This window comes from Teichococcus aerofrigidensis, assembly GCF_054073225.1.
Window position 1 is genome coordinate 15,934 of record NZ_JBSXMU010000009.1, and the last position, 26,417, is coordinate 42,350.

General features: G+C 70.5%; 24 protein-coding genes. 11 read left to right on the plus strand and 13 right to left on the minus strand.

Annotated elements, in window-relative coordinates; genetic code table 11:
• Positions 1–21: 21 nt before the first annotated feature.
• From ACVMLK_RS03980 to ACVMLK_RS04010, 7 genes are all read right to left on the minus strand, one after another.
• Positions 22–945 carry an allantoinase PuuE gene (locus ACVMLK_RS03980; RefSeq protein WP_457485693.1) on the minus strand — a complete coding sequence of 308 codons (924 nt, stop codon included), beginning with the start codon at positions 943–945 and terminating at the stop codon, positions 22–24.
• 6 nt (positions 946–951) lie between these two features.
• Positions 952–1,425, minus strand: a complete 474-nt coding sequence (locus tag ACVMLK_RS03985) for an ureidoglycolate lyase (RefSeq protein WP_198366846.1) — start codon at positions 1,423–1,425, stop codon at positions 952–954.
• The gene (locus ACVMLK_RS03990; protein WP_422925067.1) at positions 1,422–2,240 is read right to left on the minus strand and encodes an ABC transporter permease; all 819 of its coding nucleotides are present in this window, start codon (positions 2,238–2,240) and stop codon (positions 1,422–1,424) included. The genes ACVMLK_RS03985 and ACVMLK_RS03990 overlap by 4 nt, the downstream gene beginning before the upstream one ends.
• Complete coding sequence (locus ACVMLK_RS03995; RefSeq protein WP_198366844.1) at positions 2,233–3,063, minus strand: ABC transporter permease; 831 nt, start codon at positions 3,061–3,063, stop codon at positions 2,233–2,235. The genes ACVMLK_RS03990 and ACVMLK_RS03995 overlap by 8 nt, the downstream gene beginning before the upstream one ends.
• Complete coding sequence (locus ACVMLK_RS04000; RefSeq protein ID WP_198366843.1) at positions 3,060–4,088, minus strand: extracellular solute-binding protein; 1,029 nt, start codon at positions 4,086–4,088, stop codon at positions 3,060–3,062. Before ACVMLK_RS04000 ends, ACVMLK_RS03995 begins: the two co-directional genes overlap by 4 nt.
• Positions 4,085–5,197, minus strand: coding sequence for an ABC transporter ATP-binding protein (locus tag ACVMLK_RS04005; protein WP_457485694.1), 1,113 nt, complete (start codon positions 5,195–5,197; stop codon positions 4,085–4,087). Before ACVMLK_RS04005 ends, ACVMLK_RS04000 begins: the two co-directional genes overlap by 4 nt.
• A 76-nt stretch (positions 5,198–5,273) precedes the next feature.
• Positions 5,274–6,542: a hydantoinase/carbamoylase family amidase gene (locus ACVMLK_RS04010; protein WP_457485695.1), complete on the minus strand. Its 1,269-nt coding sequence runs from the start codon at positions 6,540–6,542 to the stop codon at positions 5,274–5,276.
• A 103-nt stretch (positions 6,543–6,645) separates the two neighbouring features.
• Between ACVMLK_RS04010 and ACVMLK_RS04015 the strand changes: the two genes are divergently transcribed.
• Positions 6,646–7,539 (plus strand): polysaccharide deacetylase family protein, encoded by an 894-nt coding sequence (locus ACVMLK_RS04015; RefSeq protein ID WP_457485696.1) that lies wholly within the window; start codon positions 6,646–6,648, stop codon positions 7,537–7,539.
• A 164-nt stretch (positions 7,540–7,703) separates the two neighbouring features.
• Positions 7,704–8,891: a fatty acid desaturase gene (locus ACVMLK_RS04020; protein WP_457485697.1), complete on the plus strand. Its 1,188-nt coding sequence runs from the start codon at positions 7,704–7,706 to the stop codon at positions 8,889–8,891.
• 34 nt (positions 8,892–8,925) lie between these two features.
• On the opposite strand, the gene ACVMLK_RS04025 is transcribed toward ACVMLK_RS04020, so the two are convergent.
• The 6 genes from ACVMLK_RS04025 to ACVMLK_RS04050 all read right to left on the minus strand — a co-directional run bounded on the left by ACVMLK_RS04025 (position 8,926) and on the right by ACVMLK_RS04050 (position 16,057).
• Positions 8,926–10,296, minus strand: coding sequence for a sensor histidine kinase (locus ACVMLK_RS04025; RefSeq protein ID WP_457485698.1), 1,371 nt, complete (start codon positions 10,294–10,296; stop codon positions 8,926–8,928).
• On the minus strand, positions 10,293–11,525 hold the full coding sequence (locus tag ACVMLK_RS04030; protein WP_457485699.1) for an FIST signal transduction protein: 1,233 nt from the start codon (positions 11,523–11,525) through the stop codon (positions 10,293–10,295). The genes ACVMLK_RS04025 and ACVMLK_RS04030 overlap by 4 nt, the downstream gene beginning before the upstream one ends.
• A 138-nt stretch (positions 11,526–11,663) precedes the next feature.
• Entirely contained in the window at positions 11,664–12,647 is a 984-nt protein-coding gene (locus ACVMLK_RS04035; RefSeq protein WP_198366837.1) for an ABC transporter permease, read from the minus strand.
• Entirely contained in the window at positions 12,644–14,182 is a 1,539-nt protein-coding gene (locus ACVMLK_RS04040) for a sugar ABC transporter ATP-binding protein (RefSeq protein ID WP_457485700.1), read from the minus strand. The genes ACVMLK_RS04035 and ACVMLK_RS04040 overlap by 4 nt, the downstream gene beginning before the upstream one ends.
• Before the next feature lie 6 nt (positions 14,183–14,188).
• On the minus strand, positions 14,189–15,145 hold the full coding sequence (locus ACVMLK_RS04045; protein ID WP_198366835.1) for a sugar-binding protein: 957 nt from the start codon (positions 15,143–15,145) through the stop codon (positions 14,189–14,191).
• 141 nt (positions 15,146–15,286) lie between these two features.
• On the minus strand, positions 15,287–16,057 hold the full coding sequence (locus ACVMLK_RS04050; RefSeq protein ID WP_457485701.1) for an SDR family NAD(P)-dependent oxidoreductase: 771 nt from the start codon (positions 16,055–16,057) through the stop codon (positions 15,287–15,289).
• Between the two features lie 167 nt (positions 16,058–16,224).
• Here ACVMLK_RS04050 and ACVMLK_RS04055 point away from each other — a divergent pair, with 167 nt between their 5' ends.
• The 9 genes from ACVMLK_RS04055 (at position 16,225) to ACVMLK_RS04095 (ending at position 26,399) form a co-directional block, all read left to right on the plus strand.
• Positions 16,225–17,136, plus strand: coding sequence for an ABC transporter permease subunit (locus ACVMLK_RS04055; protein WP_198366833.1), 912 nt, complete (start codon positions 16,225–16,227; stop codon positions 17,134–17,136).
• Entirely contained in the window at positions 17,133–18,440 is a 1,308-nt protein-coding gene (gene livM, locus ACVMLK_RS04060) for a high-affinity branched-chain amino acid ABC transporter permease LivM (protein ID WP_457485702.1), read from the plus strand. The genes ACVMLK_RS04055 and livM overlap by 4 nt, the downstream gene beginning before the upstream one ends.
• Positions 18,440–19,297 carry an ABC transporter ATP-binding protein gene (locus ACVMLK_RS04065; protein ID WP_457485703.1) on the plus strand — a complete coding sequence of 286 codons (858 nt, stop codon included), beginning with the start codon at positions 18,440–18,442 and terminating at the stop codon, positions 19,295–19,297. Before livM ends, ACVMLK_RS04065 begins: the two co-directional genes overlap by 1 nt.
• The gene (locus ACVMLK_RS04070) at positions 19,294–20,007 is read left to right on the plus strand and encodes an ABC transporter ATP-binding protein (protein WP_457485704.1); all 714 of its coding nucleotides are present in this window, start codon (positions 19,294–19,296) and stop codon (positions 20,005–20,007) included. Before ACVMLK_RS04065 ends, ACVMLK_RS04070 begins: the two co-directional genes overlap by 4 nt.
• 141 nt (positions 20,008–20,148) lie before the next feature.
• On the plus strand, positions 20,149–21,273 hold the full coding sequence (locus ACVMLK_RS04075; RefSeq protein ID WP_198366830.1) for a branched-chain amino acid ABC transporter substrate-binding protein: 1,125 nt from the start codon (positions 20,149–20,151) through the stop codon (positions 21,271–21,273).
• Positions 21,274–21,414: 141 nt separating this feature from the next.
• Positions 21,415–22,275 carry a KPN_02809 family neutral zinc metallopeptidase gene (gene ypfJ, locus ACVMLK_RS04080; RefSeq protein ID WP_198366829.1) on the plus strand — a complete coding sequence of 287 codons (861 nt, stop codon included), beginning with the start codon at positions 21,415–21,417 and terminating at the stop codon, positions 22,273–22,275.
• Entirely contained in the window at positions 22,275–23,321 is a 1,047-nt protein-coding gene (pdxA, locus tag ACVMLK_RS04085) for a 4-hydroxythreonine-4-phosphate dehydrogenase PdxA (RefSeq protein WP_198366828.1), read from the plus strand. Before ypfJ ends, pdxA begins: the two co-directional genes overlap by 1 nt.
• A complete protein-coding gene (locus ACVMLK_RS04090; protein WP_422925043.1) occupies positions 23,318–24,049 on the plus strand; it encodes a pyridoxine 5'-phosphate synthase in 732 nt (243 codons plus the stop codon). The genes pdxA and ACVMLK_RS04090 overlap by 4 nt, the downstream gene beginning before the upstream one ends.
• Positions 24,050–24,332: 283 nt before the next feature.
• Positions 24,333–26,399: a sensor histidine kinase gene (locus tag ACVMLK_RS04095; protein WP_457485705.1), complete on the plus strand. Its 2,067-nt coding sequence runs from the start codon at positions 24,333–24,335 to the stop codon at positions 26,397–26,399.
• The last annotated feature ends 18 nt before the right edge of the window (positions 26,400–26,417 follow it).

Sequence of the window (26,417 nt, forward strand, 5' to 3'; positions counted from 1 at the left end):
CCGCCAAGCGGGGCCGTCACCCTATTCGTTCAGCCCGCGGCCGGGATAGGGATGCTGCCTCACCCAGTGCCGGGCGATGTCGATGCGCCGGGTGATCCAGACATCCTGATGCCTCTGGATATGGTCCAGCAGCCGCGCCAGGCCGGCCGCCCTGGCCGGATGGCCGATCAGCCGCATGTGCAGCCCGACCGACATCATCTTCGGCGTCCGCGCGCCCTCGGCGTAGAGCGTGTCGAAGGCGTCCCGCACGAAGCTGAACCACTGCTCCGAGGTCCCGACGGCGCCGGCGTACTTGCCGTCATTGTTGGTCAGCGAATAGGGCACGACCAGATGGCCCTTGCCCTCCACCGTGACCCACCAGGGCAGTTCGTCGGCATAGCTGTCGCTGTCGTAGAGGAAGCCGCCCTCCTCGACCACCAGGCGGCGCGTGTTCTCGCTGGGTCCGTAGCGGCAGTACCAGCCATCGGGGCGGTGCCCCACCGTCCGCTCCAGCGAGGCGACGGCGCGGCGGATGTGCTCGCGCTCCTCGGCCTCGGAGAGCTCGTAGTGCTTCACCCAGCGCCAGCCGTGGCAGCAGACATCGAAGCCGCTCTCTCGGATGGCCGCCGCCGCCTCGGGGTTGCGCTCCAGGGCCAGGGCGCAGCCGAAGACCGTCATCGGCAGGCCACGCTCCTGGAACAGCCGCATCAGCCGCCAGAAGCCGACCCGGCTGCCATACTCGAACATGCCTTCGGCAGCGAGGTCGCGACCCTTCGGGATATGCGCGATGCCGGGGGCCTCGGTCAGGCCGTGCTCGGAATAGCCCTCGCCATCCTGCACCGAGGGCTCGGAGCCCTCCTCGTAGTTCATGACGAAATTGACCGCGACGCGCGCGCCGCCAGGCCACCGCGGGTCCGGCGGGTTGGCGCCATAGCCGAGGAAGTCGCGCTTCACCTGATAGGTCATCGGAGGTCAGTCCAGGTCCAGGGTGAAGGGTTCGACGGGGACGAATTCCTCATCCCCCGGCCCGCCATCGCGCCACATGAAGACGGCGAAGCGGGCCGGCGCGCCGAACACCGTCATGCCGTGATGCCAGACATTGATGCCATAGGTGACGGCCTGGCCCGGGCCGGGCAGGAAGGCGCGCGCCCTGGCCATGTCCGGTCCGCCATCCGCGCCATGCGGCGCCACCAGCACCAGCCAGGCGGCGGCGCCGAGCGGAACGAAGCTCTGCGACGAGAACTCGTGCCGCTCCATCGCCTCGACGCGCAGCCGCCGCGCGGGCTCGGGCTCCTTGCAGGACAGTGACAGGCTGGGCCAGGCGCCGGCCCGGCCATTGGCCAGCGCCGCCTCGTAGTAGAGGCGGCCGGCGGCCTCCGGCACCGTCAGCACCTCGCCGAAGGGCGCGAAGGCCTCGGCGGTCAGGGGTTCGGGCTTCAGCGTCATCCGGCCATCCTGCGGACCAGGCCCACGGCGCGGTCCATCACCACGAGAAGAAGGAAGGCGACAGCCACCAGCACGCCGGAGGCCGCCGCGACGCGCACGTCGAGCGAGGTCTCCATCATGCCCCACATGCGGATCGGCAGCATGTCCGTCTCCGCCGAGGAGAGGAAGAGGGAGACCGGCACATTGTCGAGCGAGGAGACGAAGGCGAGGAAGGCCCCCGCGGCCACGCCCGGCATGATCAGGGGCAGCACGACGCGCCGGAAGGTGCGCCAGGGCGAGGCGCCGAGGATGGCGCTGCTCTCCAGCAGGGCGGGATCGAGCCCCGCCGCGCTGGCGCCGATGGTGCGCAGCGCGAAGGGCGTCGCGATCATCGCATGGCCGGCGACCAGCAGCCCGAAGGACGGCGGCTGCCGCAGCCAGGAGAAGAACATCAGCGTCGCCAGGCCATAGGCGATGCCGGGCAGCACCAGCGGCGCCATGAAGCCGCCTTCCGCCATGCGCGCCCAGGCGGCGCGGGAGCGGGAGATGGCCAGCGCCGCGCCGGTTGCCAGGGCGGTGGAGAGCGCGGCCGTGCAGGCGGCGACGGCCAGGGAATTGCCGGCGGCGACATGGATCTGCGCCGAGCGCGCGGGGTCGAAGAGGTCGGCGTACCAGCGCAGGGTCAGGCCCGGCGGCGGAAAGCGCAAGGCCTGCGAGGTGGTGAAGGAGGTGAGCAGCACGATCAGCACCGGCCCGATGAGGATCAGCAGCCCGATCGCGGCCAGGGCCAGGATCAGCAGGGCCAGCGGCTTGTCGCGGGCGGCGAATCTAGACATGCGCGGCCTTCCTTCCCACTGCCGAGAGCGCCGCCGCAACGGCCAGCACCGAGGCCATCAGCGTCAGCGCCAGGGCCGCCGCGAGGGGCCAGTTGAACACCACCATGGCCTGCTGCCAGACCAGCGACGGGAGATAGGCCAGCCGGCCGCCGCCGATCACCGACTGCGAGATGAAGGCGGTGGAGGCACTGGCGAAGACCAGCGTGGCACCGGCCAGCAGGCCGGGCAGCGCCATCGGCAGCACGACACGGCGCAGCGTGCGGAACAGCGAGGCGCCGAGCGAGGCCGAGGCGTCGAGCAGCGCCGGGTCGATGCGTCCGAGCGAGGCGATCAGCGGCAGCAGCATCAGCGGCATCTCGATCTGCGTCAGCGCCAGGATCAGCCCGGGTTCGGTCTGCAGAAGCGGGATGGGCGCGCTGGTCAGACCCGTGGAAAGCAGCGTGCTGTTGATGACGCCCTCCCGCCCCAGGATGACGATCCACGCGAAGGTCCGCACCACCACCGAGGTCAGCAGCGGCAGCACGGCGGCGAGCAGGATGATCCGCTTGAGGGCCGGCCCCGCCACCATGTGCAGCAGCGCCAGGGGCACCGCGAAGAGCAGGGTGGCGAGCACGGTGAGGGCGCCGAGGCGCAGCGTGTTCAGAACCGCCTGGCGGTGGAAGGAATCGCCCAGCACGTCGCGCCAGGCCGCGAGGCTGGCAGTGTCGAGATTCTCGTCCGTCGCGAGGGAGGTCGCCGCCAGCAGCAGCAGCGGCGAGAGGAAGAACAGCAGCTGCGCCAGGGCGAGCGGCAGCGCGAGCCGCCACGCGCCCCGCTCGCTCACTTGGCCATCTCGCGGTTGAAGCGGTCGATCCAGCGCGGCCGCTGCGGGTTGATCTTGGTCCAGTCATGCGTGACGAAGGTCCTGAGGTCGTCGATCGACTTCATCGGCACGTCGGCGCCCGGCTTCACCTCGGTGTTGACCGGCACGAAGAAGTACGGCGCCTGCGACAGCGCCGACTGCACCGGCGTGCTGATCATCGTGTCGATGTACTGGTAGGCGGCGTCGATGTTCTTGCTGCCCCTGGCGATGTGCATCGTGGTGCCGAAGGCGGCGGCGCCGCTCTCCGGCACCGCGAACTCGATGTCCACGCCACGCGACTTCAGCAGCGTCACCGTATAGGTGTTGGTGTACATCAGGCCGATCTGTCCCTGCTGGAACAGGCCCGGCATGGCGGCCGGCTGCGCCACGGCGGCGACATCGGGCAGGATCTTGCGCAGCGCCTCGAAGAGCGGTTCCATGTTCTCCTCGGAGCCGCCGACGGACTTGGCCATCTCGATCAGCGAGATGGTGCCGAAGGTGGTGCCGAAGCCGGTCAGGCCGAGCTGCTTCGCGTATTCGGGCCTGAACAGGTCCGCCCAGCCCTTCGGCTTCTCCATCTTCTTCGGATTGTAGGCGATGCCGACGACCTGCGCCGCGACCCCGGCGCCCACCGCGTCCGCGTAGCCGGCGGGCAGCTTACCGCGGTTGCTCAGGCGGCTCGGATCGAAAGGCTCGAAGAGCTTCAGGTCCATGCCGCTGACGCGTGGGCCGGGATCGAGCACGAAGACATCGAAGGGCGCGACCCCGCGCGCCGCGCGCGCCTTGGCGATCTGGTCGACGGCGAAGAGCGGCTCGAAGGCCACGTCGACGCCGTGGTTCTGCTTCAGCGCCGGCGCCAGCACGGCCCGCAATGCCTCGTCCCAGCCGCCCGGATAGACCGCGGCGGTCATGCTGCCGGCGGCCCGCGCCGGCCCGGCCGGCAGGGCGGCGGCGCCCAGCAGCCCGAGGGTAGCGCTCAGGGCGTGGCGGCGGCTCATTTCGATCATGTCGCGTCTCCAACGGGGAAAAGGGCCGGACGGGCGCCGGGCGAGAGGCCGATGCGCACCGGTCCGGGCGAGGGCGGCGCGCCGTGTCGCGCCTGGTGCAGCTTGAGTTCGGTGTTGCCGGCCTCGACGTCGTGCACGAGGGCCGGGCCCAGCGGGAGTGAAAGGCGCAACCGCGCCGGCCAGCTCCCGGCTGTCTCCGGCGCGTCCGGATGCAGCGTGAGATGCTCGGGCCGCGCGCTGAGCAGCACCCGTTCGCCCAGGGCGAAGCCGCGCGGGCTGGGCACCGTGACCGTGGCGCCGACATCGAGGCGGATGCGGTAATCCTCGCCCTGCCGCGCCTCGACCTTGCCATGCAGCCGGTTGCTGGTGCCGACGAAGCCGGCGACGAAGGGCGTGGCGGGAGTGTCGTAGACCTCCGCGGGCGCCGCCACCTGCTCCACCTGGCCGCGGTTCATCACCGCCATGCGGTCGGCCATGCTCATCGCCTCGTCCTGGTCGTGCGTGACCAGCACGGCGGTGACGCCGAAGCGGCGCTGGATGCGCTTGATCTCGAGCTGCAGGTCCAGCCGCAGGGCGCGATCGAGCGCGGCGAAGGGCTCGTCGAGCAGCAGGATGCGCGGTTCGGTGGCCAGCGCGCGGGCCAGCGCCACGCGCTGCTGCTGCCCACCCGAGAGCGCGCGCGGACGCCGCTCGCCGAACGCCTCCATGCGAACGGCGGAGAGCGCCGCCTCGACGCGGCGGACGATCTCCGCCTTCGGCCGGCCCCGGGCCTCCAGCCCGTAGGCGACATTCTGCGCCGCCGTCATGTGGGGGAAGAGGGCGTAGGACTGGAAGACGATGCCCACGCCACGGCCGCCGGGCGGCAGGTGATCGATCGGGCGGCCATCGACCAGCACGCGCCCGGCATCGGCGCGGATGAAGCCGGCGACGGTGCGCAGCAGCGTCGTCTTGCCGCAGCCGGAGGGGCCGAGCAGAGCCAGGATCTCGCCGGGCTCCACGGTGAGGGTCACGCCATCCACCGCGGTCGCGCTGCCATAGCGCACGCGGATGCCGTCCATGTCGAGACGATGGCCGGCGGTGGACGTTTCGATCGGAGAGGTCTTCAGCATCGCGCTCGTCGGCAGCAAGAGTTGTGCCAGCGACAGAAGTTCCGCCACGGGCAAGAATTCCGCCAGGGTGTCGCGATCAGGCGAGAAGCTCCTCCAGCGCGCCTGTCAGCACGGCGAGGCCGGCGGCGAGATCGGCCATGTCGAGCGTCTCGTCCGGATTGTGGCTGCCGTTCTCGTTGCGCAGGAACAGCATGGCGGAAGGAATGCCCAGCCCGGCGAAGGTGGCGCAGTCGTGCCCGGCGCCCGAGGCCATGCGCATCATGCCTGTCCCCGTCCGCTCGCCGGCGCGCCAGAGGATGTCCTGAATGCGCGCATCCATCCGGGCGGGCGCGGCATGGGTGCCGGGGCCGAGGTCGAAGCGCACGCCGCGCTCCGCCTCCAGCCGCGCCGTCTCCTCCCGCAGCCAGCGGTCGGTCTCCGCCAGCAGGGCGGCATCCTCGCTGCGGATATCGAGGCTGAAGCGCAGGAAGCCCGGCACCTTGGTCGGCGCCTGGTGGGCCGGATCGGTCGCCAGGATGCCCGCGGTGCAGACCAGGTCGGCCCCGGCCCGCTCCATCTCGATCCAGCGGCGCTCCAGCGCGGCGATCAGCGCGACGCCGGCCAGCGCGGCGTCGCGCCGGAAGGCCCTCGGCACGGCGCCGGCATGGGTATGTTCCCCGCTGACGCTGGCGCGCGGATAGCGCAGGCTGCCGCGGATGCCGGTGACGATCCCCACCGGCCGCCCGGCCGCGACCAGGGCGGGCCCCTGCTCGATATGCGGCTCCAAAAAGCAGGCGATGCGCGCCGGGTCCATCAACGCGCGGCCCTCGCGGATCGGCGTCGGGTCGAGCCCCTCCTCGATCATGTGCTCGGCGAGGGTGCGGCCCGTGTCGGCGCGGCGCAGCTGGTCCGGCGTCTCGGGCGGCAACAGGCCGAACAGCGCGCGGCTGCCGAGATAATGCGCCGCGAACCAGCACATTTCCTCGGCACGGATACCCAGGATGATGAGATCGCGGGCAGTCCGCGCCCCCTTGCGCCGGAGCCGGGCGGCGGCGGCGAGGCCCATGACCACCCCGGCGGCGCCATCGTAATTGCCGCCATGCGGCACGCTGTCGAGATGCGAGCCGATCACCACCGCCGGCAGATCACGATCCTGACCCGGCAGGGTCATCCGCAAGGTGCCGATGGCATCGACGGCGACCTCCAGGCCAAGGGTGGCGGCGGCCTCGGCCATCAGGGCGTGGGCGACGCGCTCGCCGGGACCGAAGGAGGCGCGGGTCACGCCCGGCGCATCCAGGCTGGCGGCGCGCAGCCGTGCCAGGAGGGTTTCGGCGAGGGCGGATTCGGGAGCGATGTCGCAGGGCATGGCGCCGCGTCTTGCATCGCCCGTGCCAGGGCGGGCGGCCTCGCGGGCCGCCATTGGCCCCGGCCTTGCCACGGCGGGGCCACCTCACGGAAGGAGATCCCGCATGACCCGCGACATGATCGGCTATGGCGGCCAGTGGCCTGACCTGCGCTGGCCCAACGGCGCCCGCCTCGCCGTCTCGGTGGTGGTGAACTTCGAGGAGGGCGCCGAGCAGCAGGTCGGCGACGGCGACGCGCAATGCGAGCGGATGGGCGAGGTGATCAGCGTCGTGCCGGCGGGCCGGCGGGACATCGGGCAGGAGCAGATCTTCGCCTACGGCACCCGCGCCGGCCTCTGGCGGATGCTCGATTCGCTGCGGCGCCACAAGGTGCCGGCCACCTTCCTGATGTGCGGGCGGGCCGTGGCCCGGGCACCGGCCCTGGCCCGCGCCGTGACCGAGGCGGGGCATGAGGCGGCGGCGCACGGCTGGCTGTGGCGACCGCATGCGGACTACACCTCGGCCGCCGAGGAAGCCGCGGACCTGTCGCGCACCGCGCGCGCCATCGAAGACGCTACCGGGACGCGTCCCGTCGGCTTCTTCTGCCGCGGATCCGAGAGTCCCTGGACTCGGGAGCTACTGCGGGACCAGGGATATCTCTATATTTCCAATGCCTTTGACGATGACTTGCCCTACCGCGACAGCAACCGGCCGGGCCTCATGGTTATTCCTTACGCACTCGATACAAACGACATGAAATTCTTCCACCCCAATGGATTTGTTCGATCTGTTGAGATGCTCGATTATATTTCGGACGCGCTGGAGGTGCTTCTGCGCGAGGGCGAGGAAGGGAAACCCCGGCTGTTGAATATCGGCTTCCACCTTCGGATCTGCGGCCGGCCGGGGCGCTTTCCCGCCTTCGAGGGCACCCTTGCCAGGCTCGCGGCCCTGGGTGACAGGGTATGGCTGGCCCGGCGGGCGGAGATCGCAGCCCACTGCGCCCTTACCCTGCCGGGTTGAAAACCGACAGATTGCACCATTTTTCGTCTCAAAGGCTTTGGTAAGTCTAAATGACTGCACAGTAATAAAATCAAGTCAGAATTCCTTGTTCGGGCGATAAAGACAGCGCACCCCGAAATACTCGGGCGCAGCGAACCAATCCGCCTCAGAAGAGGAAATTCGACATGAAGCTCAATCGAATCAACGTGCCGACCGGGGTCTCGCTGCAGTCCGTGCCAGGCCTGCGCGAGGATCCGCGCGCGGCCATGGCGCAGCGTCTGCCTGCTGCCCTGCAGCCCTTCCTGACCTGGCTGACCGCCAAGCCGGCCCCTGGCGAGGCCGCCCGGGAAATTCCGGCCCAGCGCTACGTCGCCGGCGGCCTGGCCTGGATGGCCGCGGGATGCGCCCTGAGCGCCACGGCGCTGCTCGCCGCGCTGCCCTGGCCCGTCGCCCTGCTGATGCTGGCCGCCGGCCTGACCGCCACCAGCTCCGGCCTTGGCCTCTACCAGGTCGTCATCTTCCATCACTGCTCGCACGGCACGGTGTTCCGGTCGCGTGAGCGGAACCGTCAGGTCGGGCGCCTGGTTTCGGCGCTGCTGCTGTTCACCCGCTTCGAGGACTATCAGCGGGACCACATGATGCATCACAGCGCCAACAAGCTGCTGACGGATGAGGACGAGTTCACCGGCTTCGTCTTCGGTGTCTGCGGCCTGGAGCCCGGCGTGCCGAAGCGCGAGTTGTGGCGCCGGGTGGTGATGAACCTGATCTCCCCCGCCTTCCACGCCCGCTTCCTGCTGCGCCGCGTCAAGGCCGCCATGTTCAGCGGCGATCGCCAGCATGACTGGATGGCCCGCGCCGGCCTGGCGCTGCCGTTGCTGGTCGCCGCGGCCACGGGCGCCTGGGGTGCCGTGCTGGTCGCCTGGTTCCTGCCGCTGACCATCCTGCTGCAGATCGCGACGGTCTTCCGCATCCTCTGCGAGCACCGCTTCCCCGATGTCGCGCTGATCGAGGCGCGCGGCAAGGCCTTCGTCTGCGCCTCCACCGTCGGCGTCTTCCCCGGCGCCCTGCCGCCCGAGGCGCCGGCGACGAGCCTGCGCGGCGCCCTGGCCTGGACCGGCTGGTGGGCGCGGATGCTGACCGCCGTCCTGTTCAGCCGTGTTTTCGTGCTGGTGGGCGACGCGCCCTGCCACGACTTCCATCACCGCCGTCCGGCGACCCGCAAGTGGACGGATTACGCCCGTGCCCGGCAGCAGGACGAGGATGCCGGCTCCCCGGGCTTCCCCATGAACTACAGCGAGAACTGGGGGCTGATCCATGCCGTCGACCGCAACCTGGCCACCCTCGCCGCGACGCCGCCCGGGGCCGTGGCCTGAGCCGGAAGGGGGCCCGGACGCCCGGCCCCTGCCCTCAGGGCTTGGCGGAGGGGGGCGCCGCGCCGCGGTGCAGCGCCTCCTCCGGCAGGCTGATCCAGACGCAGGTGCCGGCATCGCGCGCGCTCTCGATGGTCAGCTCCCCGCCATGGGCCCGGACCAGCCCCCGCGCGATCGGCAGGCCGAGGCCCGTGCCGGGCGAGGAGCGGCTGAACTTGTTGTCGAGCTGCTGGAAAGGCTCGAGGGCGCGCGGAATGTCCTCGGCGAGCATGCCGATGCCGGTGTCGCGCACGCAGAGCCGGATGCCCTCCGCCTCCGGCGCGACCTCGACCCGGACCTTGCCTCCGGCCGGGGTGAAGCGGATGGCGTTGCTCAGCAGGTTGTCGAGGATCTGGCGGAACCGCGTGCGGTCCACCTTCAGCCAGAGCGGCTTCTCGCCGAGCTGGCTGCCCAGTGAGATCCCGCGCTCGGCGGCGAAGGCCGTGGCGGCGCCCAGGCTTTCCTGCACCATGTCCTCCAGCCGCGCCCAGCGCAGCGACAGCGAGGTGCGGCCGCGCGCCAGGCTGGAATAGTCCAGGATCTCGTTGATCAGGGCCAGAAGGTGGTTGGCCGAGGTCAGGATGTGGGTGTTGTACTGGCCGATCTGCTCGGGCGTCGGATTGAAGGTCGAACCCGTGGCCATCATCTCCGAGAAGCCGATGATGGCGTTGAGCGGCGTGCGCAGCTCATGCGTCAGCGTCGCCAGGAAGCGCGAGCGGGTGGAGCTGGCCTCCTCCGCCATGCGCCGCGCCTCGCGCATCTCGACCTCGGCCCGCTTGCGCAGCAGGATGTCGATATAGACCGAGAGCGCCCCCTCGACGATCTCCTGATCCGCCTCCTCGAAAGGCCGGCTGACATTGCTCTCGCTCTGGTTGCCGAGAATGAGGGCGAGGCCCGAGGTCGCGTCATAGGCCCAGAGGATGTAGGGCAGCCGCAGGATGGCGGTGAGTTCATAGGCCGGCGGCTCGATCCGGCTGCGCGAGGTGGTGAAGAAGAAGCCGGGCGTGGCGGGCAGGCTGACCGGCGCCGGCAGCTCGCCGCCAAGGCCGAGCGCATGGGTCACGGTGAAATGCCCGCTTCCGGGCCTGTCCTCCCGCAGCAGCGCGGCACGGTCGCACATGGTGTTGTCGAGCAGGATGGCGAGCATCGGCCCGCCCAGCGCCTCGGGCGAGGTGCTGTGGTCGATCAGCCGATAGGCCTCCCGGATCAGCTTGGCCACGGTGCGGCTGCGCCGCGCCTCGCGGAAGGCCTGGCTCTGCTCCTCCTGCAGGCTGAGGAGACGGGCGCCCAGCATGTTGCATTCGCGGCGGTAGTAGGCGAGTTCGCGCTCGAGCTGCCCGGCCTTGCCGCTCTGTGGCATGACGTTCATCGAGGGCGGCGGCGCAGGATGGCCAGCACGCCAGTCCAGTCCAGCGGGCGGGAATAACCCTGGAACGGCGCGATCTCCACGCCGGAATAGAAGCCGGCGAAAGGCACCGGCAGGTCGAGCCCCTTGACGACCATCTCCGCCTCCTCCCGGAAGGCACCGCTGCGGGCGCTCGCCCGGCCGGCGCAGTCGATGTAGAGAGCCAACTGGTTGTCGTCCTCCCTCACGGCCTCGCGCAGGGAGGCCACGCCGTGCCGGACGGATTCCAGCATCAGGGAATTGTCCCGCGCCATGATCTGCACCTGCGCGCCGGTGAAGAAGTCGGGCTCGAACAGGGTCACGGACCCATTGGACGGGCTGGCGCGCAGGATCAGCCGGTTCACATAGGCGTTCTCGTCATAGGGGGCGAAGGGATCGCCCTGCTTCTGGCCGAGCGTGGCCAGCAGGGACAGCTCCTGGCCCTGGGACTCTCCAAGCTGCAGTCCCAGCATGCGCTCGATCACCACCAGGGCGGGCTCCCCGTCCAGCTCGTAGACATCCGCTCCGTCGATCCGGGTGATCTCCATGAAGGTGCTCACCGGCCGGCAGCCGTGCAGGATCTCGCACACCACCTCGATCTCGGGCGGGAAGACCAGGGCCACCGCCAGATGGTGGCGGACGCGGTCGCCATCCAGCACCCAGCCATCGGAGAGATTCATGTCGGTCAGCAGGCCACCGCCGAAGAGGCGGACCTGGCGATCGCTCAGCCCGGCATGGAAACCGCTGACGATCTGGCTGGCCGGGTGCAGCCGCAGCGGCGGCCGGCTGGCGACGCTGTCGTACAGCAGCAGCACGGCGGCGTCCTCGGAGGCCAGATCAGCCACGCGCCGCCCCAGGCGCTCCCCCGCCGTCACCTCGTCCGGCGCCATCTCCTCGATGAGAATACGGGGCGTGACCCAGCCGGAGAAGGCGATCACCACGAGTTCCAGGCCGCTGTAGCCGATCCCCTGCCGCGTGATGCCCCCGGCGGAGGCGCCGCCCACCACGGGCACGTCGGAGAGGCTCTCCTTGAGCACGACCATCACCGTTTCCGGATCCAGTTTGCCGCCGCAGAAGACGAGCAGCAGATCGGGTTGCCGGGCCCGGAGGGCGTCGGCACAAAGGCGGGCAGCAATGCGGGGGTCACTGTGGCGAGAGTAGGTGACCTCTATCAAGGTACGCGCTCCTGGGGCAGGCCTTGCCTGTAAGCACAACTATACCGCAGGGGCGAGAAATCCTATGCTCTTTTGCCGGCCACTATCCTGAAATCACTTTTCCGTGACGGTCTTGGCTGACATAAACCTCCGGTCTCCATCAATACTGTTTCAGCATCCTATGGTTGTGGAGATGGATCATTCCGCCGCCGCCGGCTGACTGCGCGTCATCTGGATGCGCTGCCGCCGCAGGCCCAGTTGCCGGTCGGCGATGACGCCCATCAGGATCACCGCCCCCATCACCGCGAAGTTGAGCGAGGAGGGAATGCCCAGGATGTTCACCAGGTTCTGCAGGATCTGCAGCAGGACGGTGCCGAGCACGATGCCGAGGATGCTTCCCTCGCCGCCCCGCAGCGAGCAGCCGCCGAGCACCGCGGCGGCGATGGCGTAAAGCTCGTAGAAGCTGCCGAAAGAGGAGGGGGAGACGGAGCTCGTGTAGAAGACCAGCAGCACGGTGGCCAGCCCCGCCAGGCCGCCGCCCAGCAGATAGGCCCCCATGATGACGCCGTCGGTGTTGATGCCGGAGTGGCGCGCCGCCTCCTCGTTGCGGCCCACCGCGTAGAGATGCCGCCCGAAGACCGTCCTGTGCAGCACCACCGCCATGACGCCGGCGACGAGCAGGAGGATCAGGAAGGGATTGGGGATACCGAGGCTGCGGCCCGAGGCCAGCCAGGCGAGGGTGTCGAGCTCGGCCCCCGCATAGCCGAAGCCGATGGTGGAATCCTGCGTGTAGTAGCGGGCGATGCCGCGATAGATCAGCAGGCCGCAGAGCGTGACGACGAAGGGCTGCAGCTTCAGCCGCGTCACCAGGAGCCCGTGCAGCAGACCCAGCACCAGCCCCGCCCCCAGCACCGCCAGCACCGCCAGCGGCCAGGCCAGCTCGAAGTTCACCAGCAGATCAACCAGCACCACGCCGAGCAGCGCGAAGATCGAGCCGACCGAGAGGTCGATGCCGCCGGTGATGATGATCAGCCCCTGGCCGATAGCGAAGATGCCGAAGAGGCCGATCAGATTGGCCATGTTCAGCAGGTTCACCCCGGACAGGAAGAGCGGGTTGAGCGCCGCGGTGATGCCGCCGATCACGATCAGCAGCAGGGCGAGGCCGATTTCCTTCTTGCTCATGCCGGCAGGCTCTCCTGTTGTCCGGCGGCGTCCGACGCCGGCACCTCCCCGATGGCCAGCCGCAGCACCGCCTGCTCGCTGAAGCCCTCCCGCTCCAGGCCGCCGCTGATGCGGCCCTCATGCATCACCAGGATGCGGTCGCTGACGCCCAGCACCTCCTCCATGTCGCTGGAGATCATCAGGATGGCGACGCCGCGATCGGCCAGGGCGCGCATCAGGGCATAGATCTCTCCCTTGGCGCCGACATCGATGCCGCGCGTCGGCTCGTCGAGCAGGATGACGCGCGGCGCCATGCTGAGCCACCTGGCCAGCACCACCTTCTGCTGATTGCCGCCGGAGAGGTCGCCGACCCGCGCCGCGGAGTCGGGCGCCCTGATGCGGAGGGCCGCCCGCTGCGCCTCGCTGGCCGCCCATTCCGCCGCGCGCCGGATCAGGCCGAAGCGCGCATAGGCCGGCGCGCTGGCCAGGGTGACATTCTCGACGATCGGCATGTCGAGCACCAGGCCATCCCGCTTGCGGTCCTCGGGCACCAGATAGATCCCGGCCTCCACCGCCTCCCGCGGGGAGGCCAGGCGCAGCGGCCGCCCGTCCAGAAGGACCGCCCCGCCCAGCGGCGGGTCCAGGCCGAAGAGGCTGCGCGCCAGGGAGGTCCGGCCGGCACCGACGAGTCCGGCCAGGCCGAGGATCTCGCCGGGCCTGACATGGAGGTCCACCGCCTGCCCGGGAAAGGCCGGCGTGACCAGGCCGCGCGCCTCCAGCCCGCCCGCCCCGGCCGCCCGGCCCGGCGGCGCGTAGAGCGCGCGCAGCTCGCGCCCGATCATCAGGCGGATCATCGCCGCATGGGCGATCTCCTCGCGCGGCAAGGCACCGGCCAGCCGCCCGTCGCGCAGGCAGACGACCCGGTCGGCGCAGTCGATGATCTCGCCCAGCCGGTGGGTGATGTAGATCAGGCCGGTGCCACCCGCCCGCAGTTCCTTCACCACGGACAGCAGCCGCGCCGTTTCCGACAGGGTCAGGGAGGAGGTCGGCTCGTCCAGGATGATGATGCGCGCCTCGGCGGCCAGCGCGCGGGCGATCTCCACCAGCTGCCGCTGCGCGATGGACAGCTCCGCCACGGGCGTCTCCGGCGCGAAGTCGGCGCCGAGCCGCCGCAGCAGCGGCGCCACCCGCGCCGCGGCGGCACGGCGGTCGAGCAGGCGCAGCGGCCCGCCCCGCACCGGCTCCCGGCCGAACAGCACATTGCCGGCGACATCGAGATTGTCGAAGAGGTTGAGCTCCTGATGCACGAAGGCGATGCCGGCGGCGCTTGCCTCGGCGACGCTGAGCGAGGCGCGATCCCGGCCGGCGATCCGGATGCGGCCCTCGCTGGGCGGCACCACGCCGCCCAGGATCTTCATCAGCGTGGACTTGCCGGCGCCGTTCTCGCCGATCAGACCCAGCACCTCGCCGGCCTCGAGGCACAGGTCGACGCCGTCCAGCGCGCGGACACCGGGATAGCTCTTCCCGATGCCCTTCAGTTCCAGCAGCGGCGCCACGGGCGCTCAGCGCCCGCGCAGCAGTTCGCGCATCTGGGCCTGGAACTCGGCGACGTTGGACTTGTCGATGATCCGGGTGGGAATGATGATCTGCTTGCTGGCGGGAATGAAGCCACGGTCGTTGTTCAGATACCGCACCATCCCGACCATGCTCTGGTAGCCGAACTCGAAGGGCTGCTGCACGACGGTGGAGAGGATCGTGCCATCGGCGACCCCGCGCAGCGTCAGCGCGTCCTCGTCGAAACCCACGACCTGCACCTTGCCCTCCCGCCCGGCCGCCTTCACGGCCTGGTAGATCTGCGGCGTGTTGTAGGCCCAGAGGCCGACCAGCAGATCGATGTCGCTGTAGCGGGCGAGCGTGTCCTCGACATTGCGCTTGGCGCGGGCGATGTCGGATTCATCGGTGCGGATGTCGACGACCTGGATCTGGCTGCCCTGCAGAGCCTCGCGGATTCCCTGCACGCGCTCGCGCGCATTGTCGGCATCCATGGTGCCGACGAAGAGCATGGCCTTGCCGCCCTTCGGCAGGGCACGCTTCATCTGGGCCCCGGCCTCGCGGCCGGCGGCGACGTTGTCGGTACCGATATAGACGGCGCGGTTGCTGTTCGGCGCGTCGGAATCGCTGGTGAAGAGCACGGCCTGCGCCGCGGCGCGGTTCAGCATCTCGGTCGAATTGGCCGGGTTGATCGGCGAGATGGCGATGCCGGCGACGCGGCGCGCCAGCAGCTCGTCGACGATGCGGCGCTGCTCGGCGGCGCTGGCCTGCCCGGGCACGATCATCTCCATGGCGAAGTCGGGATGCTCGCGATTGGCCTTCTCGATGCCGCGCCGGCAGATGGTCCAGAAATCCGCGGAAACATTGACGACGAAGGCGAGGCTGCGCTTCTCCTGCGCGCCCGCGCCGCGCGGCAGGCCGGCCAGGGCCAGCGCCGCCGGCGCCGCCAGAATTGAACGACGCTTCATATCCGCTCCTGTCGGTTCCTCCGGACTCCGTGCAGGGCACGCAGTCCTCAGCCTCGTTGGCCGGGCTGTTGCGCCGAGGCTAGCAGAGGCGCCGAGCCGGCGGGCAGGCGTCGCGCCCCGCCTACACGAAGCTGTGATGCCTCACGTCCATCCGCCATCCACCACGAATTCCTGCGCCGAGCACATCGCCGAAGCGTCGGAGGCCAGGAACAGCGCCATCTCGGCGATATGCTCCGGCATCACCCGGCCGGCCAGCGCCTGCCCCGCCTCGATCTCCTTCTCGGCGGCCGGCGTCACCCAGAGGCGAAGCTGCCGCTCCGTCATGACCCAGCCGGGCACCAGCGTGTTGACGCGGATGCCCTGCTTGCCGAAGTCCCGCGCCAGGCCGCGCGTCAGGCCGTGGATCGAGGCCTTGGCCATGGTGTAGGCCGGCATGCCGCCCTGCCGGAGCTTCCAGCTCACCGAACCGAAGTTGACGATGGAGCCGCCGCCGGCACGCCGCATCTGCGGCAGCACGGCCTGGGCGGCGAAGAAGACCGGGCGCTGGTTCACCGCCATGCGGTCGTCCCAGTACTCGGGCGTGACGCGTTCCACGGCGTGGCGCTCGTCATGCGCCGCGTTGTTGAGCAGCACGGTGATGTCGCCATGCCGCCCGCCGGCCCGCTCCACGGCCGCGCGCAGCGCCCCGATGTCGCGCAGATCGCAGGGGATGAAGAGCGGAGGGTGCTCGACCTCGTCCTCCCGGCAGGATTCGACGAGGGCCTCGCTCTCGTCGAGCGCGATGTCCACGAAGGCCACGCGACTGCCCTGCAGGGCGAAGGCGCGTGTCAGGGCGGCGCCGATGCCGCTGCCGCCGCCGGTGATGAAAACGCTGCGCCCGGCGAGGTCCGGATAGACGGCCTTGGGTTGCATGTCGGTGATCCTTGCGCTTCCCCCAAGACCGCAGGGTGGGCCGTCGACGCCGCCCGGCGCAAGCCCCCAGGCAGTAGTCTCCAGTCGGCCCCGATCTTTGTCTTGGCTTCCCGGGCCGAGCGAAGATAGGCTCGGCGCGGGTGATGCGAATCACGAGGAGGAGCCGCTTGGCCTATGCGCTTCAGCAGCTGATCAACGGCATCTCCCTCGGGATGATCTATGGCCTGATCGCCGTCGGCTACACCATGGTCTACGGCATCATCGGCATGATCAACTTCGCTCATGGCGACATCTTCATGATCGGCGCCTTCCTGTCGCTGATCTTCCTGCTCCTCGTCACCGCCGGCGGGCTCGACGGCGCCGCCGCCATCCTCCTGGTCCTGGTCCTCTCCATGGCCTTCACCGCGCTCTACGGCTGGACGGTCGAGCGGATCGCCTACCGGCCGCTGCGCGGCTCCTTCCGCCTAGCGCCGCTGATCTCGGCCATCGGCATGTCGATCGTCCTGCAGAACTACGTCCAGGTCAGCCAGGGCGCCCGGGTGAAGCCGATGGAGCCGCTGGTGCGCGGCGGCATCACCGTCATGCGGGACGGCGATTTCGCCGTCCAGCTCTCCACCATGCAGATGCTGATCGTCGCGGTCACGCTGTCGGTGCTGGCGGTCTTCACCTGGCTGGTCACCCGCACGCCGCTCGGCCGCGCCATGCGCGCCTGCGAGCAGGACCGCCGGATGGCCAGCCTGCTCGGCATCGACACCGACCGCACCATCAGCATCACCTTCGTCATCGGCGCCGCGCTCGCCTCGGTGGCCGGCACCATGTACCTGCTGCGCTATGGCGTGATCGATTTCTACATCGGCTTCCTGGTCGGCGTGAAGGCCTTCACCGCCGCCGTGCTGGGCGGCATCGGCAGCCTGCCGGGCGCCGTCCTGGGTGGCCTTCTGATCGGCCTGATCGAGACCTTCTGGTCGGCCTATTTCAGCGTGCAGTACAAGGATGTCGCGGCCTTCTCGATCCTGGTCCTGACGCTGGTGCTGATGCCCACCGGCCTGCTCGGGCGGGCGGAGGTGGAGAAGGTATGACGGCACCGGCGGCGCGGCCGGCCCTCGCGCCGGCGCTCAGGGATGCCGCCCTGGCCGCCCTCATCGCGCTCGGCCTCTTCCTGCCGCTGGTCGGTCTCCGCACCGATGTCGGCCCGAGCGGCGGCCTCTTCCTGCGGACCCGCTGGCCGGATGTCGCGCTGCTGGTCGGCGTCGTCTTCCTCGGCCGGCTCGCCGCGCGCCTCTGGCAGGACTGGCGCGCGGCGCGGCGCGGCGCATCGCTGCCGAAGCGGCTGGCGGGCCCGCTGTCCCGCTCGGGCCGTCTGGTCGCGCCCCTCCTGCTCGCCTTCGCCCTGCTGCTGCCGGTCATTCCGGGCATCGGCCGCTACGAGCTCGATCTCGGCATCCTGGTGCTGACCTATGTGATGCTGGGCTGGGGGCTCAACATCGTCGTCGGCCTCGCCGGCCTGCTCGACCTCGGCTATGTCGCCTTCTACGCCGTCGGCGCCTATTCCTATGCGCTGCTGGCGCAGTCCTTCGGCCTTTCCTTCTGGATCTGCCTGCCGCTCGCCGGCCTCCTCGCGGCCTTCTGGGGCATCCTGCTCGGCTTCCCGGTGCTGCGGCTGCGCGGCGACTACCTGGCCATCGTCACCCTGGCCTTCGGCGAGATCATCCGGCTCGTGCTGCTGAACTGGGTCTCGCTGACCGGCGGCCCCAACGGCATCTCCGGCATCCCGCGCCCCAGCTTCTTCGGCCTTTCCTTCTCGGCGGGCGGCGGTCCGGGCAGCTTCGCCGACGCCTTCGGCCTGGAGCCGAGCCCGACGCACCGTGTCGTCTTCCTCTATTACCTGATCCTGGCCCTGGCCCTGCTCACCAACTGGGTGACGCTGCGCCTGCGCCGCCAGCCGCTCGGCCGTGCCTGGGAGGCGATGCGCGAGGACGAGGTCGCCTGCCGCAGCCTCGGCATCAACATCACCACGACGAAGCTCACGGCCTTCGCCCTCGGCGCCATGTTCGGGGGTTTCGCCGGCGCCTTCTTCGCCACGCGCCAGGCTTTCATCAGCCCGGAATCCTTCACCTTCATCGAGAGCGCCATCATCCTCGCCATCGTCGTTCTCGGCGGACTGGGCAGCCAGCTCGGCGTGGCCATCGCAGCACTCGGGCTGATCGGCGGCTTCGAGGTGTTCCGCGACCTGCAGGAGTGGCGCATGCTGGTCTTCGGCGGCGCCATGGTGCTGATCATGATCTGGAAGCCGCGCGGCCTCGTCGGCAGCCGCACGCCCTCCGTCGCCCTGGGACAGCGCCGGACGATCAGCGCCAGCATGGTCGCGGAGGGCCGTGGCTGATGCGGCCGATCCTCTCGGTCGAGGCCCTCACGATGCGGTTCGGTGGCCTGACGGCGGTGCGGGAGGTGTCCTTCGCCGCCGCCACGGGGGCCATCACCGCCGTCATCGGTCCGAACGGCGCCGGCAAGACGACGATGTTCAACTGCATCACCGGCTTCTACCGGCCGAGCGAGGGCAGCATCACGCTGCACCGGCCGGAGCGGCCCGTCGCCCTGCACCGGCTGGCCGGGCACCGCATCGCCCGCGCCGGCGTGGCGCGGACCTTCCAGAATGTCCGCCTCTTCGGCGGCATGACGGTGCTGGAGAACCTTTTGGTGGCGCAGCACCGGCGGCTGATGGCGGCGACGGGCTTCGGCATCGGCGCGGTCCTCGGCCTCTCCGGCTACAGGGCGGCGGAGGCGGCGGCCATCGGCCGCGCCACGGCCTGGCTCGAGGCCTGCGGCCTGCTCGACCGCGCCGACGATCCCGCCGCCAGCCTGCCCTATGGCGCGCAGCGGCGGCTCGAGATCGCACGCGCCATGTGCACGGAGCCCGCGCTGCTCTGCCTCGACGAGCCCGCCGCCGGGCTCAATCCGCGTGAGTCCCTGGCACTGGGCGCGCTGCTGCGCGCCATCCGTGACGGCCGCGCCGCGGAGGGCGCCTCGCCCTGCTCCATCCTGCTGATCGAGCACGACATGGGCGTGGTCATGGGAATCTCGGACCACATCGTCGTGCTGGACCATGGCAGCAAGATCGCCGATGGCCTTCCCGCCGCGATCCGGGCCGACCCACGCGTCATCGCCGCCTATCTCGGCGAGGGTGAGGACGAGGAGGACGAGGCGGATGCGGGCGCCGCCGGGGACGGACCCGCCGCATGACGCAGCCCCTGCTCGAGATCCGCGAGGTCTCCACCTTCTATGGCGCGGTCGAGGCCCTGAAGGGCGTCTCGCTGCAGGTGGCCGCCGGCGAGATCGTCACGCTGATCGGCGCCAACGGCGCCGGCAAGTCCACCCTGCTGATGACCATCTGCGGCGATCCGCGCGCCCGCTCCGGTCGGATCGTTTTCGACGGGCGGGACATCACCCAGGAGCCGACCCACCGCATCATGCGGAGCGGCATCGCGCAGTCGCCCGAGGGGCGGCGCGTCTTTCCGCGCATGAGCGTCCATGAGAACCTGCTGATGGGCGCGCAGAGCGCCGGTCACGACCCCGGTCCCGGCCTGGAACAGGCCTTCGGGCTTTTCCCCCGCCTCAAGGAACGCGAGGCGCAGCGCGCCGGCACGCTCTCGGGCGGCGAGCAGCAGATGCTGGCCATCGCCCGCGCCCTGATGTCGCGGCCGCGCCTGCTGCTGCTGGATGAGCCCTCGCTGGGCCTGGCGCCGCTCGTCTCGCGGCAGATCTTCACCGCCATCCGCCGGCTGAACGCCGAGACCGGGCTGACCGTGCTGCTGGTCGAGCAGAATGCCAATCAGGCGCTGCGCCTCGCGCACCGGGCCTATGTGCTGGTCACCGGCAAGGTCACGCTCTCGGGCACCGGCCGCGCATTGCTGGCGCGGCCGGAGATCCGCGACGCCTATCTGGGCGGTTGAGCCGGGCGGTTGAGCCGGGCGGTTGACGATCGTTCCTTCCGAGGAACGTGCTGGCGAAGCGTGGTGAAGCCTCATAGGCTCGCCGGGGCGAGGCGGATCGCGGGGCGGCATGCGCCCGCGGCAGGCAAGCGGAGGCAGATCATGGTGCAGCGCAGACAGATTCTCGGCGGTGCGGCGGCTCTTACCGCCCTGGGCATGACCGGTCCGGTGCGCCGGGCCGCGGCGCAGTCGGGCGGTATCCGCATCGCCTCCGTCGGGCCGATGACCGGGCAATACGCCGCCTTCGGCGCGCAGCTCCGCGCCGGGGCCGAGCAGGCGGTGGCCGACCTGAACGCGGCCGGCGGCGTGCTCGGCCAGCAGCTCGCGCTCGAGATCGGCGATGATGCCTGCGATCCGCGCCAGGCGGTCTCGGTGGCCAACCAGATGGCGAGCCGGCAGGTGAAGCTGATCGCCGGGCATTTCTGCTCCGGCTCCTCCATCCCGGCCAGCAAGGTCTATCTGGAGGAGGGCGTGCTGCAGATCAGCCCGGCCTCGACCAATCCGAAGTTCACCGACGAGGGCGGCTGGAACACCTTCCGCACCTGCGGCCGCGACGACCAGCAGGGCATCGTCGCCGGCCAGTACATCGCCAGGACATATGGCGGGAAGAAGGTCGCCATCCTGCACGACAACTCGGCCTATGGGAAAGGACTGGCCGACGAGACGAAGAAGTCGCTGAACGCCGCCGGCATGACCGAGGCGCTCTATGCCGCCTATACCCCCGGCGAGCGCGACTATTCCGCCCTCGTCTCGCGGCTGAAATCCGCCGGCGTCGACGTCATCTATGTCGGCGGCTACCACACCGAGGCCGGGCTGATCCTGCGCCAGGCCAAGGAACAGGGCATGCCGGTGACGCTGATCGGCGGCGATGCGCTGGTGACCAACGAGTTCTGGCAGATCACCGGCGCGGCGGGCGAGGGCACGCTGATGACCTTCTCCTCCGATCCGCGGAAGCGCCCGAGCGCCGCCGAGGTGGTGGGACGCTTCCGGGCGAGGAACGTCGATCCCGAGGGCTATGTCCTCTACACCTACGCCGCCGTCCAGATCTGGGCGGAGGCGGCGAAGAAGGCCAACAGCACCGATCCCCGCAAGGTGTCGGACGCGCTGAAGGCGGGCGGCCCCTGGACCTGCGTGCTCGGCTCCGTCAGCTTCGACCGCAAGGGCGATGTCACCGTGCCGGACTATGTCTTCTACGTCTGGAAGAATGGCGCCTATGCCGAGGTCTGACCTTCCCCTCGACCTCCCCCTCTGACCTCCCCCTCTGGCGCAGGGGCCGGCCCGGGGGCAATGTCGCAACCGGCCGGCTCGTGGCACGTTCGCCGCGGGTCGGCGCGGCCGATAGGACGCCAGCGGGAAGGATGACCAGAGATGCGGCTTGATGGGCCGGAGAGCCGGAATGTCGAGGACCGGCGCGGGGCCGGCGGCTTCCGCCGGGGCGGGATCGCCGTGGGGGGCGGGCTGGGCGGCGTCGCCCTGGTGCTGTTGCTGATGTTCCTGGGGGTTGATCCCTCGATCCTGCTGGATGACGGCTCGCTGAACCCGCAGCAGCAGCAAGCGGAGCAGCGGCAGGCCACCCCCTCGGCGGACGATCCCGGCCGCCGCTTCGTCGCCCAGGTGCTGGGCGATACGGAGATGGTCTGGAAGGACCAGTTCCAGAAGATCGGCCGCGCCTACCGCGACCCGGTGCTGGTGCTGTTCAGCGGCGCGACACAGTCCGCCTGTGGCGCGGCCCAGTCGCAGGTCGGGCCGTTCTATTGCCCGAACGACCAGCGCGTCTATATCGACCTCGACTTCATGGCGCAGTTGCAGCGGCAGCTCGGGGCGAATGGCGATTTCGCCGCCGCCTACATCATCGCGCACGAGGTCGGCCATCACGTGCAGAACCAGCTCGGCATCCTGGAGCTGACACGCGGCATGCAGCAGCAGGCGACCGACCGCGCCGAGGCCAATGCCATCCAGGTCCGTGTCGAGCTGCAGGCCGACTGCTTCGCGGGACTCTGGGCGAATCACGCGGAGCGCGCGCGCAGCATCCTCGAACAGGGCGATGTCGAGGAAGGGCTGAATGCCGCGGCCGCCGTCGGTGACGACCGCCTCCAGCGCCGCAGCCAGGGCCAGGTGCAGCCGGAGAGCTTCACCCATGGCTCGTCCGAGGAGCGGATGCGCTGGTTCCGCACCGGCCTGCAGCGCGGCGAGCTGGCGGCCTGCGACACCTTCGCCGGCCTGCGCTAATGCGGCGGCCAGGGGACACCGCACCGCTTCCCCCCACACCGCTTCCCTTGGCGCTCAGCATGGGCGAGCCGGCTGGCATCGGCGGCGAGATCGCGGCGGGAGCCTGGCGGGCCCTGCGGGACGGCGGCCCGGCCTTCTTCCTGGTGGGCGACGCGGCCGTCCTGCCACCTTCCCTGCCCGTGCGGCGGATCGGCGCCGCGGCGGAGGCGGCGGCCTGCTTTCCGGAGGCCCTGCCGGTGCTGCACCGGCCGCTCGCCGTGCCGCCCGAGCCGGGCCGGCCGGACCCGCGCAACGCCCCGATGGTCATCGGCGCCATCGAGACGGCGGTGCGGCTGGTCCGGCAGGGCGCGGCCGCCGCGCTGGTGACCAATCCGATCCAGAAATCCGTCCTGACCGCCGCCGGCTTCCGCCATCCCGGGCACACCGAGTTCCTGGCCGAGCTGGCGCCGGGCGACGGGCCGCCGGTGATGCTGCTCGCCGCCGCCGGGCTGCGCACCGTGCCGGTCACCATCCATCAATCACTACGCAGCGCCATCGACAGCCTGGAGCCGGCGCTGATCGAGCGCATCGGCCTCGCGACCGCCGCCGGGCTGCGGCGGTCCTTCGGCATCGCGGCGCCCCGCCTGGCCGTCGCCGGCCTCAACCCGCATGCCGGGGAGGACGGCACCATGGGGCATGAGGACCGCGAGATCGTCGCCCCCGCCATCGCGCGGCTGCGCGCGCGGGGGGTCGATGCCCGCGGCCCCTTCCCCGCCGATACCCTGTTCACGCCGCAGGCGCGGCGCGGCTACGACGTGGCGCTCTGCATGTATCACGACCAGGCGTTGATCCCGGTGAAGACGCTGGACATGGCGGGCGGGGTCAACGTCACCCTCGGCCTGTCCATCATCCGCACCAGCCCCGACCATGGCACGGCGCTGGATATCGCCGGCCAGGGCCGCGCCAGCCCCTCGAGCCTGATCGCCGCCCTGCGCCTGGCCGGGGAGATGGCCCGGCACGCCCACCTTACTTCATCCCTTGGCCCCTCCGAGGAGAGATCCGCGTGAATCCCCTGCGCCTGTCGGTCAATGTCGATCATGTCGCCACGCTCAGGAACGCCCGGGGCGGCCGCTTCCCCTGCCCGGTGGAGGCGGCGCGCTGCTGCATCGGCGCCGGTGCCGACGGCATCACGGTGCATCTGCGCGAGGACCGGCGGCATATCCGCGATGAGGATGTGCGGCGCATCCGGGCGGAGCCGGGCCTGCGGTTGAACTTCGAGATGGCGGCGACGCCCGAGATGGTGGGGATCGCGCTCGAATTGCGGCCGGCGGCCTGCTGCATCGTGCCGGAGAAGCGCGCCGAGCTGACCACCGAGGGCGGGCTCGACCTGCGCGCCGCCGGGGCGCCGCTGGCGGAGGCCATCGGAAGGCTGGCCGGCGCCGGGATCGAGGTCGCGGTCTTCGTCGAGCCGGACCCGGAGCAGATCGCCCTCGCCGCCGCCCTGGGCGCGCAGGCCGTGGAACTCCACACCGGCACCTATGCCGATGCGCCGGAGGCGGCGCGAGGGCCGCATCTGGCGCGGCTTCGCGCCGGCGCCGAGGCGGCATCGGCACAGGGCCTGCTGTGCCATGCCGGTCATGGCCTGGACGAGTGCAGCGTGGGAGGGATCGCGGCCCTGCCGCAGATCTCGGAAGTCAGCATCGGCCATTTCCTCATCGGCTCCGCCGTCTTCCATGGGCTGCCCGGCGCCATCGCGCGGATGCGGGCCGCGATGCAGGCGGCCCGAGCCGCCTGATTCCATTATGAAATGGAATCGTTCCTGGCTTGCATACACCCTTTGGTTAAGGGAATATCTGAGATCAGCTTGTAGTTGCATGGATCCATGGAACCGTTAGTTTTCGAACCGGTGCTGGCCGATGGCCACAATGGCCTCCCCGCGCCGGTGGCAGCCGGCCGGAGCTCCGGCGCGTCATTGTCCCGGTCCGGCCTGCTCCTGAGAGGGGCCGCCCGGCGACCGATCATGGATCCCGGCCTCCCTGCCGCGCGGTGATGGCGAGGATGGTCGTCGCAGGACGCGTATGAGGCCGCTTCTCTCGCCCGCGGGTCGCTGGCCGCCCCGTGGCCGCCTGTCCATCACCGTGAACCTGCTGCTGCTCTGCGGCAGCCTGCTGATCCCTATCCTCCTGGCCTGCGGCGTCCTGCTGCACGCCTATTTCAGCAGCGAGGAGCGCGGCCTGCGGACCACGGCCGCGGACCATGTGCAGAACATCCTCTCGGTGCTGGATTCCACATTGGGTGGCCATCTGCGCCTGCTGGAGGTCCTGGCCGGGCATCCCTCGTTGGATGATCTGGGTATGGGGGCCGACCTCGCCCCCTTCGCCCGGCAGGCGGCGACGGTCGCGACCCTGACCGGCCCCGCGCGGATCATCCTGCGCGATCCGGCCGGCGGGCTGATCTTCAACAGCTCCCCCTCCCCGCAGGCCCTGCCCGAGTTCCAGGAAAGCCGGGACAGCCCCTATGTGGGCGATCTGCTGGTGACGCGGGCAGGGGAATACGCCTTTCCCATCACCGTGCCGGTCATCCGGGACGGCCTGCCCAGAGCCTACCTGACCCTTCTCACCCCCATCGATGTGCTCTACCGCAGCCTGAGCAAGCTGGCGCTTCCAGGCCGCTGGGTGGCGACGATCTTCGATAAGCACAGCCACGTCATGGCGCGCAGCCAGCACCATGACGAGTTCCGCGGCTACCGTCTGTCCGAGGAGGTGCAATCCCTCTTCAGGAGTTCCGCCGGCACCGTCCCGGTGCCCTCGCTCACCGGCGAGGATTCCCTGGTGGCCTTCCGCCGCTCGCCGCTCACGGGCTGGCGGGTGCACATCACCCTGCCGTACCAGCCGACCGAATCTCCGCTCCTGGCGTCCATCCGCCTGCTCGGACCGGCGGTGGCCTGGATCGCCGGCCTGGCGATGCTGATGGCCTGGCTCTTCGCGCGCCGCATCGCCCGGCCGGTCGAGGGGCTGAGACAGATGGCCCGCGACATGGGGCGGGGGCGCCGCCTGAGGCCGCCGCCGATGTATGTGCGGGAGCTGGCCGAGGTGGCCTCGGCCATGGTCGCGGCCAGCATCAACCTGCACCGCCGGCAGAAGGCCCTGGCGGAGAGCGAGGGGCGGCTCAGCCGCGCGCTCTCCGCCGCCCGCATCGCGGCCTGGGAATGGGAGCTGGGCTCCGACAGCCTCACCGGCTCGCCGGGGCGCGAGGCGCTGTTCGGCCGGGTGCCCGGCGCCCTGGGCACGATGAGCCGGCTGCTGGAGACCGTCCATCCCGAGGATGTGGCGCAGCAGCGCGTGGCGCTGATGGAGGCCGCGGACCCCGCCGGCCCCGGAATGCACGAGATGCTCTATCGCGTCGTCTGGCCGGACGGCCGGACCCGCTGGCTGCACAGCCAGGGCGCGGTGGTGGACCGCGCCGCCAACGGCGCGGCCCTTCGCATGAGCGGCGTGGTCATGGACGTCACCGCCACGCAGGAAGCGGCCGAGCGAGAGAAGATGCTGAGCAGCGAGGTGGACCACCGCGCGCGCAATGTCCTGGCCGTCGTGCAGTCGGTGCTGCGCATGAGCCGGGCGGAGAGCAGCGGCGACTTCGCCGCGACCGTGCGGGGGCGGGTGTCCGTCCTGGCCAGGGTGCATACGCTCCTGGCGCGCGATCGCTGGCTCGGCAGCGATCTTCAGTCCGTGGCGCGGGAGACGCTGCTCGCCGAGCTCGATCCCGCCCAGTTGACGATCCAGGGCGAGGCGCACGCCATCGTGCCGATCGCGGTCCAGCCGCTGGCCATGGCTCTGCACGAGCTGGCCACCAACGCGCAGCGGCATGGCGCCCTCTCGACGCCGCAGGGCCGTGTCAGCCTCGGCTGGCGCATCGAGGACGCGCAGCTGGAGATGCTCTGGATCGAACGGAGCGGCCCGAAGTCACCGGCCGCCCCGCCCCGGCGCGGCTTCGGCCTGAAGATGGTCGAAGGCGCGATCACCCACCAGCTGGGCGGCAGGGTGGAGATGCGCTGGCAGGAGGAAGGACTGATCTGCACGATCCGCCTGGATGCCCCGCGCGTCCTGCTTCAGGCTCCGGAACCCGCGGTGCCGCAGGCGGTTTGAGCGGGTGCTCCCGCCGCC

Bases quoted from the DNA above. Each gene is read 5' to 3' on its own strand.
- ACVMLK_RS04000 (WP_198366843.1), bottom strand. From the start codon at position 4,088: ATGATCGAAATGAGCCGCCGCCACGCCCTGAGCGCTACCCTCGGGCTG.
- ypfJ (WP_198366829.1), top strand. From the start codon at position 21,415: ATGCGGCTTGATGGGCCGGAGAGCCGGAATGTCGAGGACCGGCGCGGG.
- ACVMLK_RS04035 (WP_198366837.1), bottom strand. From the start codon at position 12,647: ATGAGCAAGAAGGAAATCGGCCTCGCCCTGCTGCTGATCGTGATCGGC.
- ACVMLK_RS04075 (WP_198366830.1), top strand. From the start codon at position 20,149: ATGGTGCAGCGCAGACAGATTCTCGGCGGTGCGGCGGCTCTTACCGCC.
- ACVMLK_RS03990 (WP_422925067.1), bottom strand. From the start codon at position 2,240: ATGTCTAGATTCGCCGCCCGCGACAAGCCGCTGGCCCTGCTGATCCTG.
- ACVMLK_RS04045 (WP_198366835.1), bottom strand. From the start codon at position 15,145: ATGAAGCGTCGTTCAATTCTGGCGGCGCCGGCGGCGCTGGCCCTGGCC.
- ACVMLK_RS04050 (WP_457485701.1), bottom strand. From the start codon at position 16,057: ATGCAACCCAAGGCCGTCTATCCGGACCTCGCCGGGCGCAGCGTTTTC.
- ACVMLK_RS03985 (WP_198366846.1), bottom strand. From the start codon at position 1,425: ATGACGCTGAAGCCCGAACCCCTGACCGCCGAGGCCTTCGCGCCCTTC.
- ACVMLK_RS04070 (WP_457485704.1), top strand. From the start codon at position 19,294: ATGACGCAGCCCCTGCTCGAGATCCGCGAGGTCTCCACCTTCTATGGC.
- ACVMLK_RS04020 (WP_457485697.1), top strand. From the start codon at position 7,704: ATGAAGCTCAATCGAATCAACGTGCCGACCGGGGTCTCGCTGCAGTCC.
- pdxA (WP_198366828.1), top strand. From the start codon at position 22,275: ATGCGGCGGCCAGGGGACACCGCACCGCTTCCCCCCACACCGCTTCCC.
- ACVMLK_RS04095 (WP_457485705.1), top strand. From the start codon at position 24,333: ATGAGGCCGCTTCTCTCGCCCGCGGGTCGCTGGCCGCCCCGTGGCCGC.
- ACVMLK_RS04015 (WP_457485696.1), top strand. From the start codon at position 6,646: ATGACCCGCGACATGATCGGCTATGGCGGCCAGTGGCCTGACCTGCGC.
- livM (WP_457485702.1), top strand. From the start codon at position 17,133: ATGACGGCACCGGCGGCGCGGCCGGCCCTCGCGCCGGCGCTCAGGGAT.
- ACVMLK_RS04005 (WP_457485694.1), bottom strand. From the start codon at position 5,197: ATGCTGAAGACCTCTCCGATCGAAACGTCCACCGCCGGCCATCGTCTC.
- ACVMLK_RS03980 (WP_457485693.1), bottom strand. From the start codon at position 945: ATGACCTATCAGGTGAAGCGCGACTTCCTCGGCTATGGCGCCAACCCG.
- ACVMLK_RS04065 (WP_457485703.1), top strand. From the start codon at position 18,440: ATGCGGCCGATCCTCTCGGTCGAGGCCCTCACGATGCGGTTCGGTGGC.
- ACVMLK_RS04025 (WP_457485698.1), bottom strand. From the start codon at position 10,296: ATGAACGTCATGCCACAGAGCGGCAAGGCCGGGCAGCTCGAGCGCGAA.
- ACVMLK_RS04010 (WP_457485695.1), bottom strand. From the start codon at position 6,542: ATGCCCTGCGACATCGCTCCCGAATCCGCCCTCGCCGAAACCCTCCTG.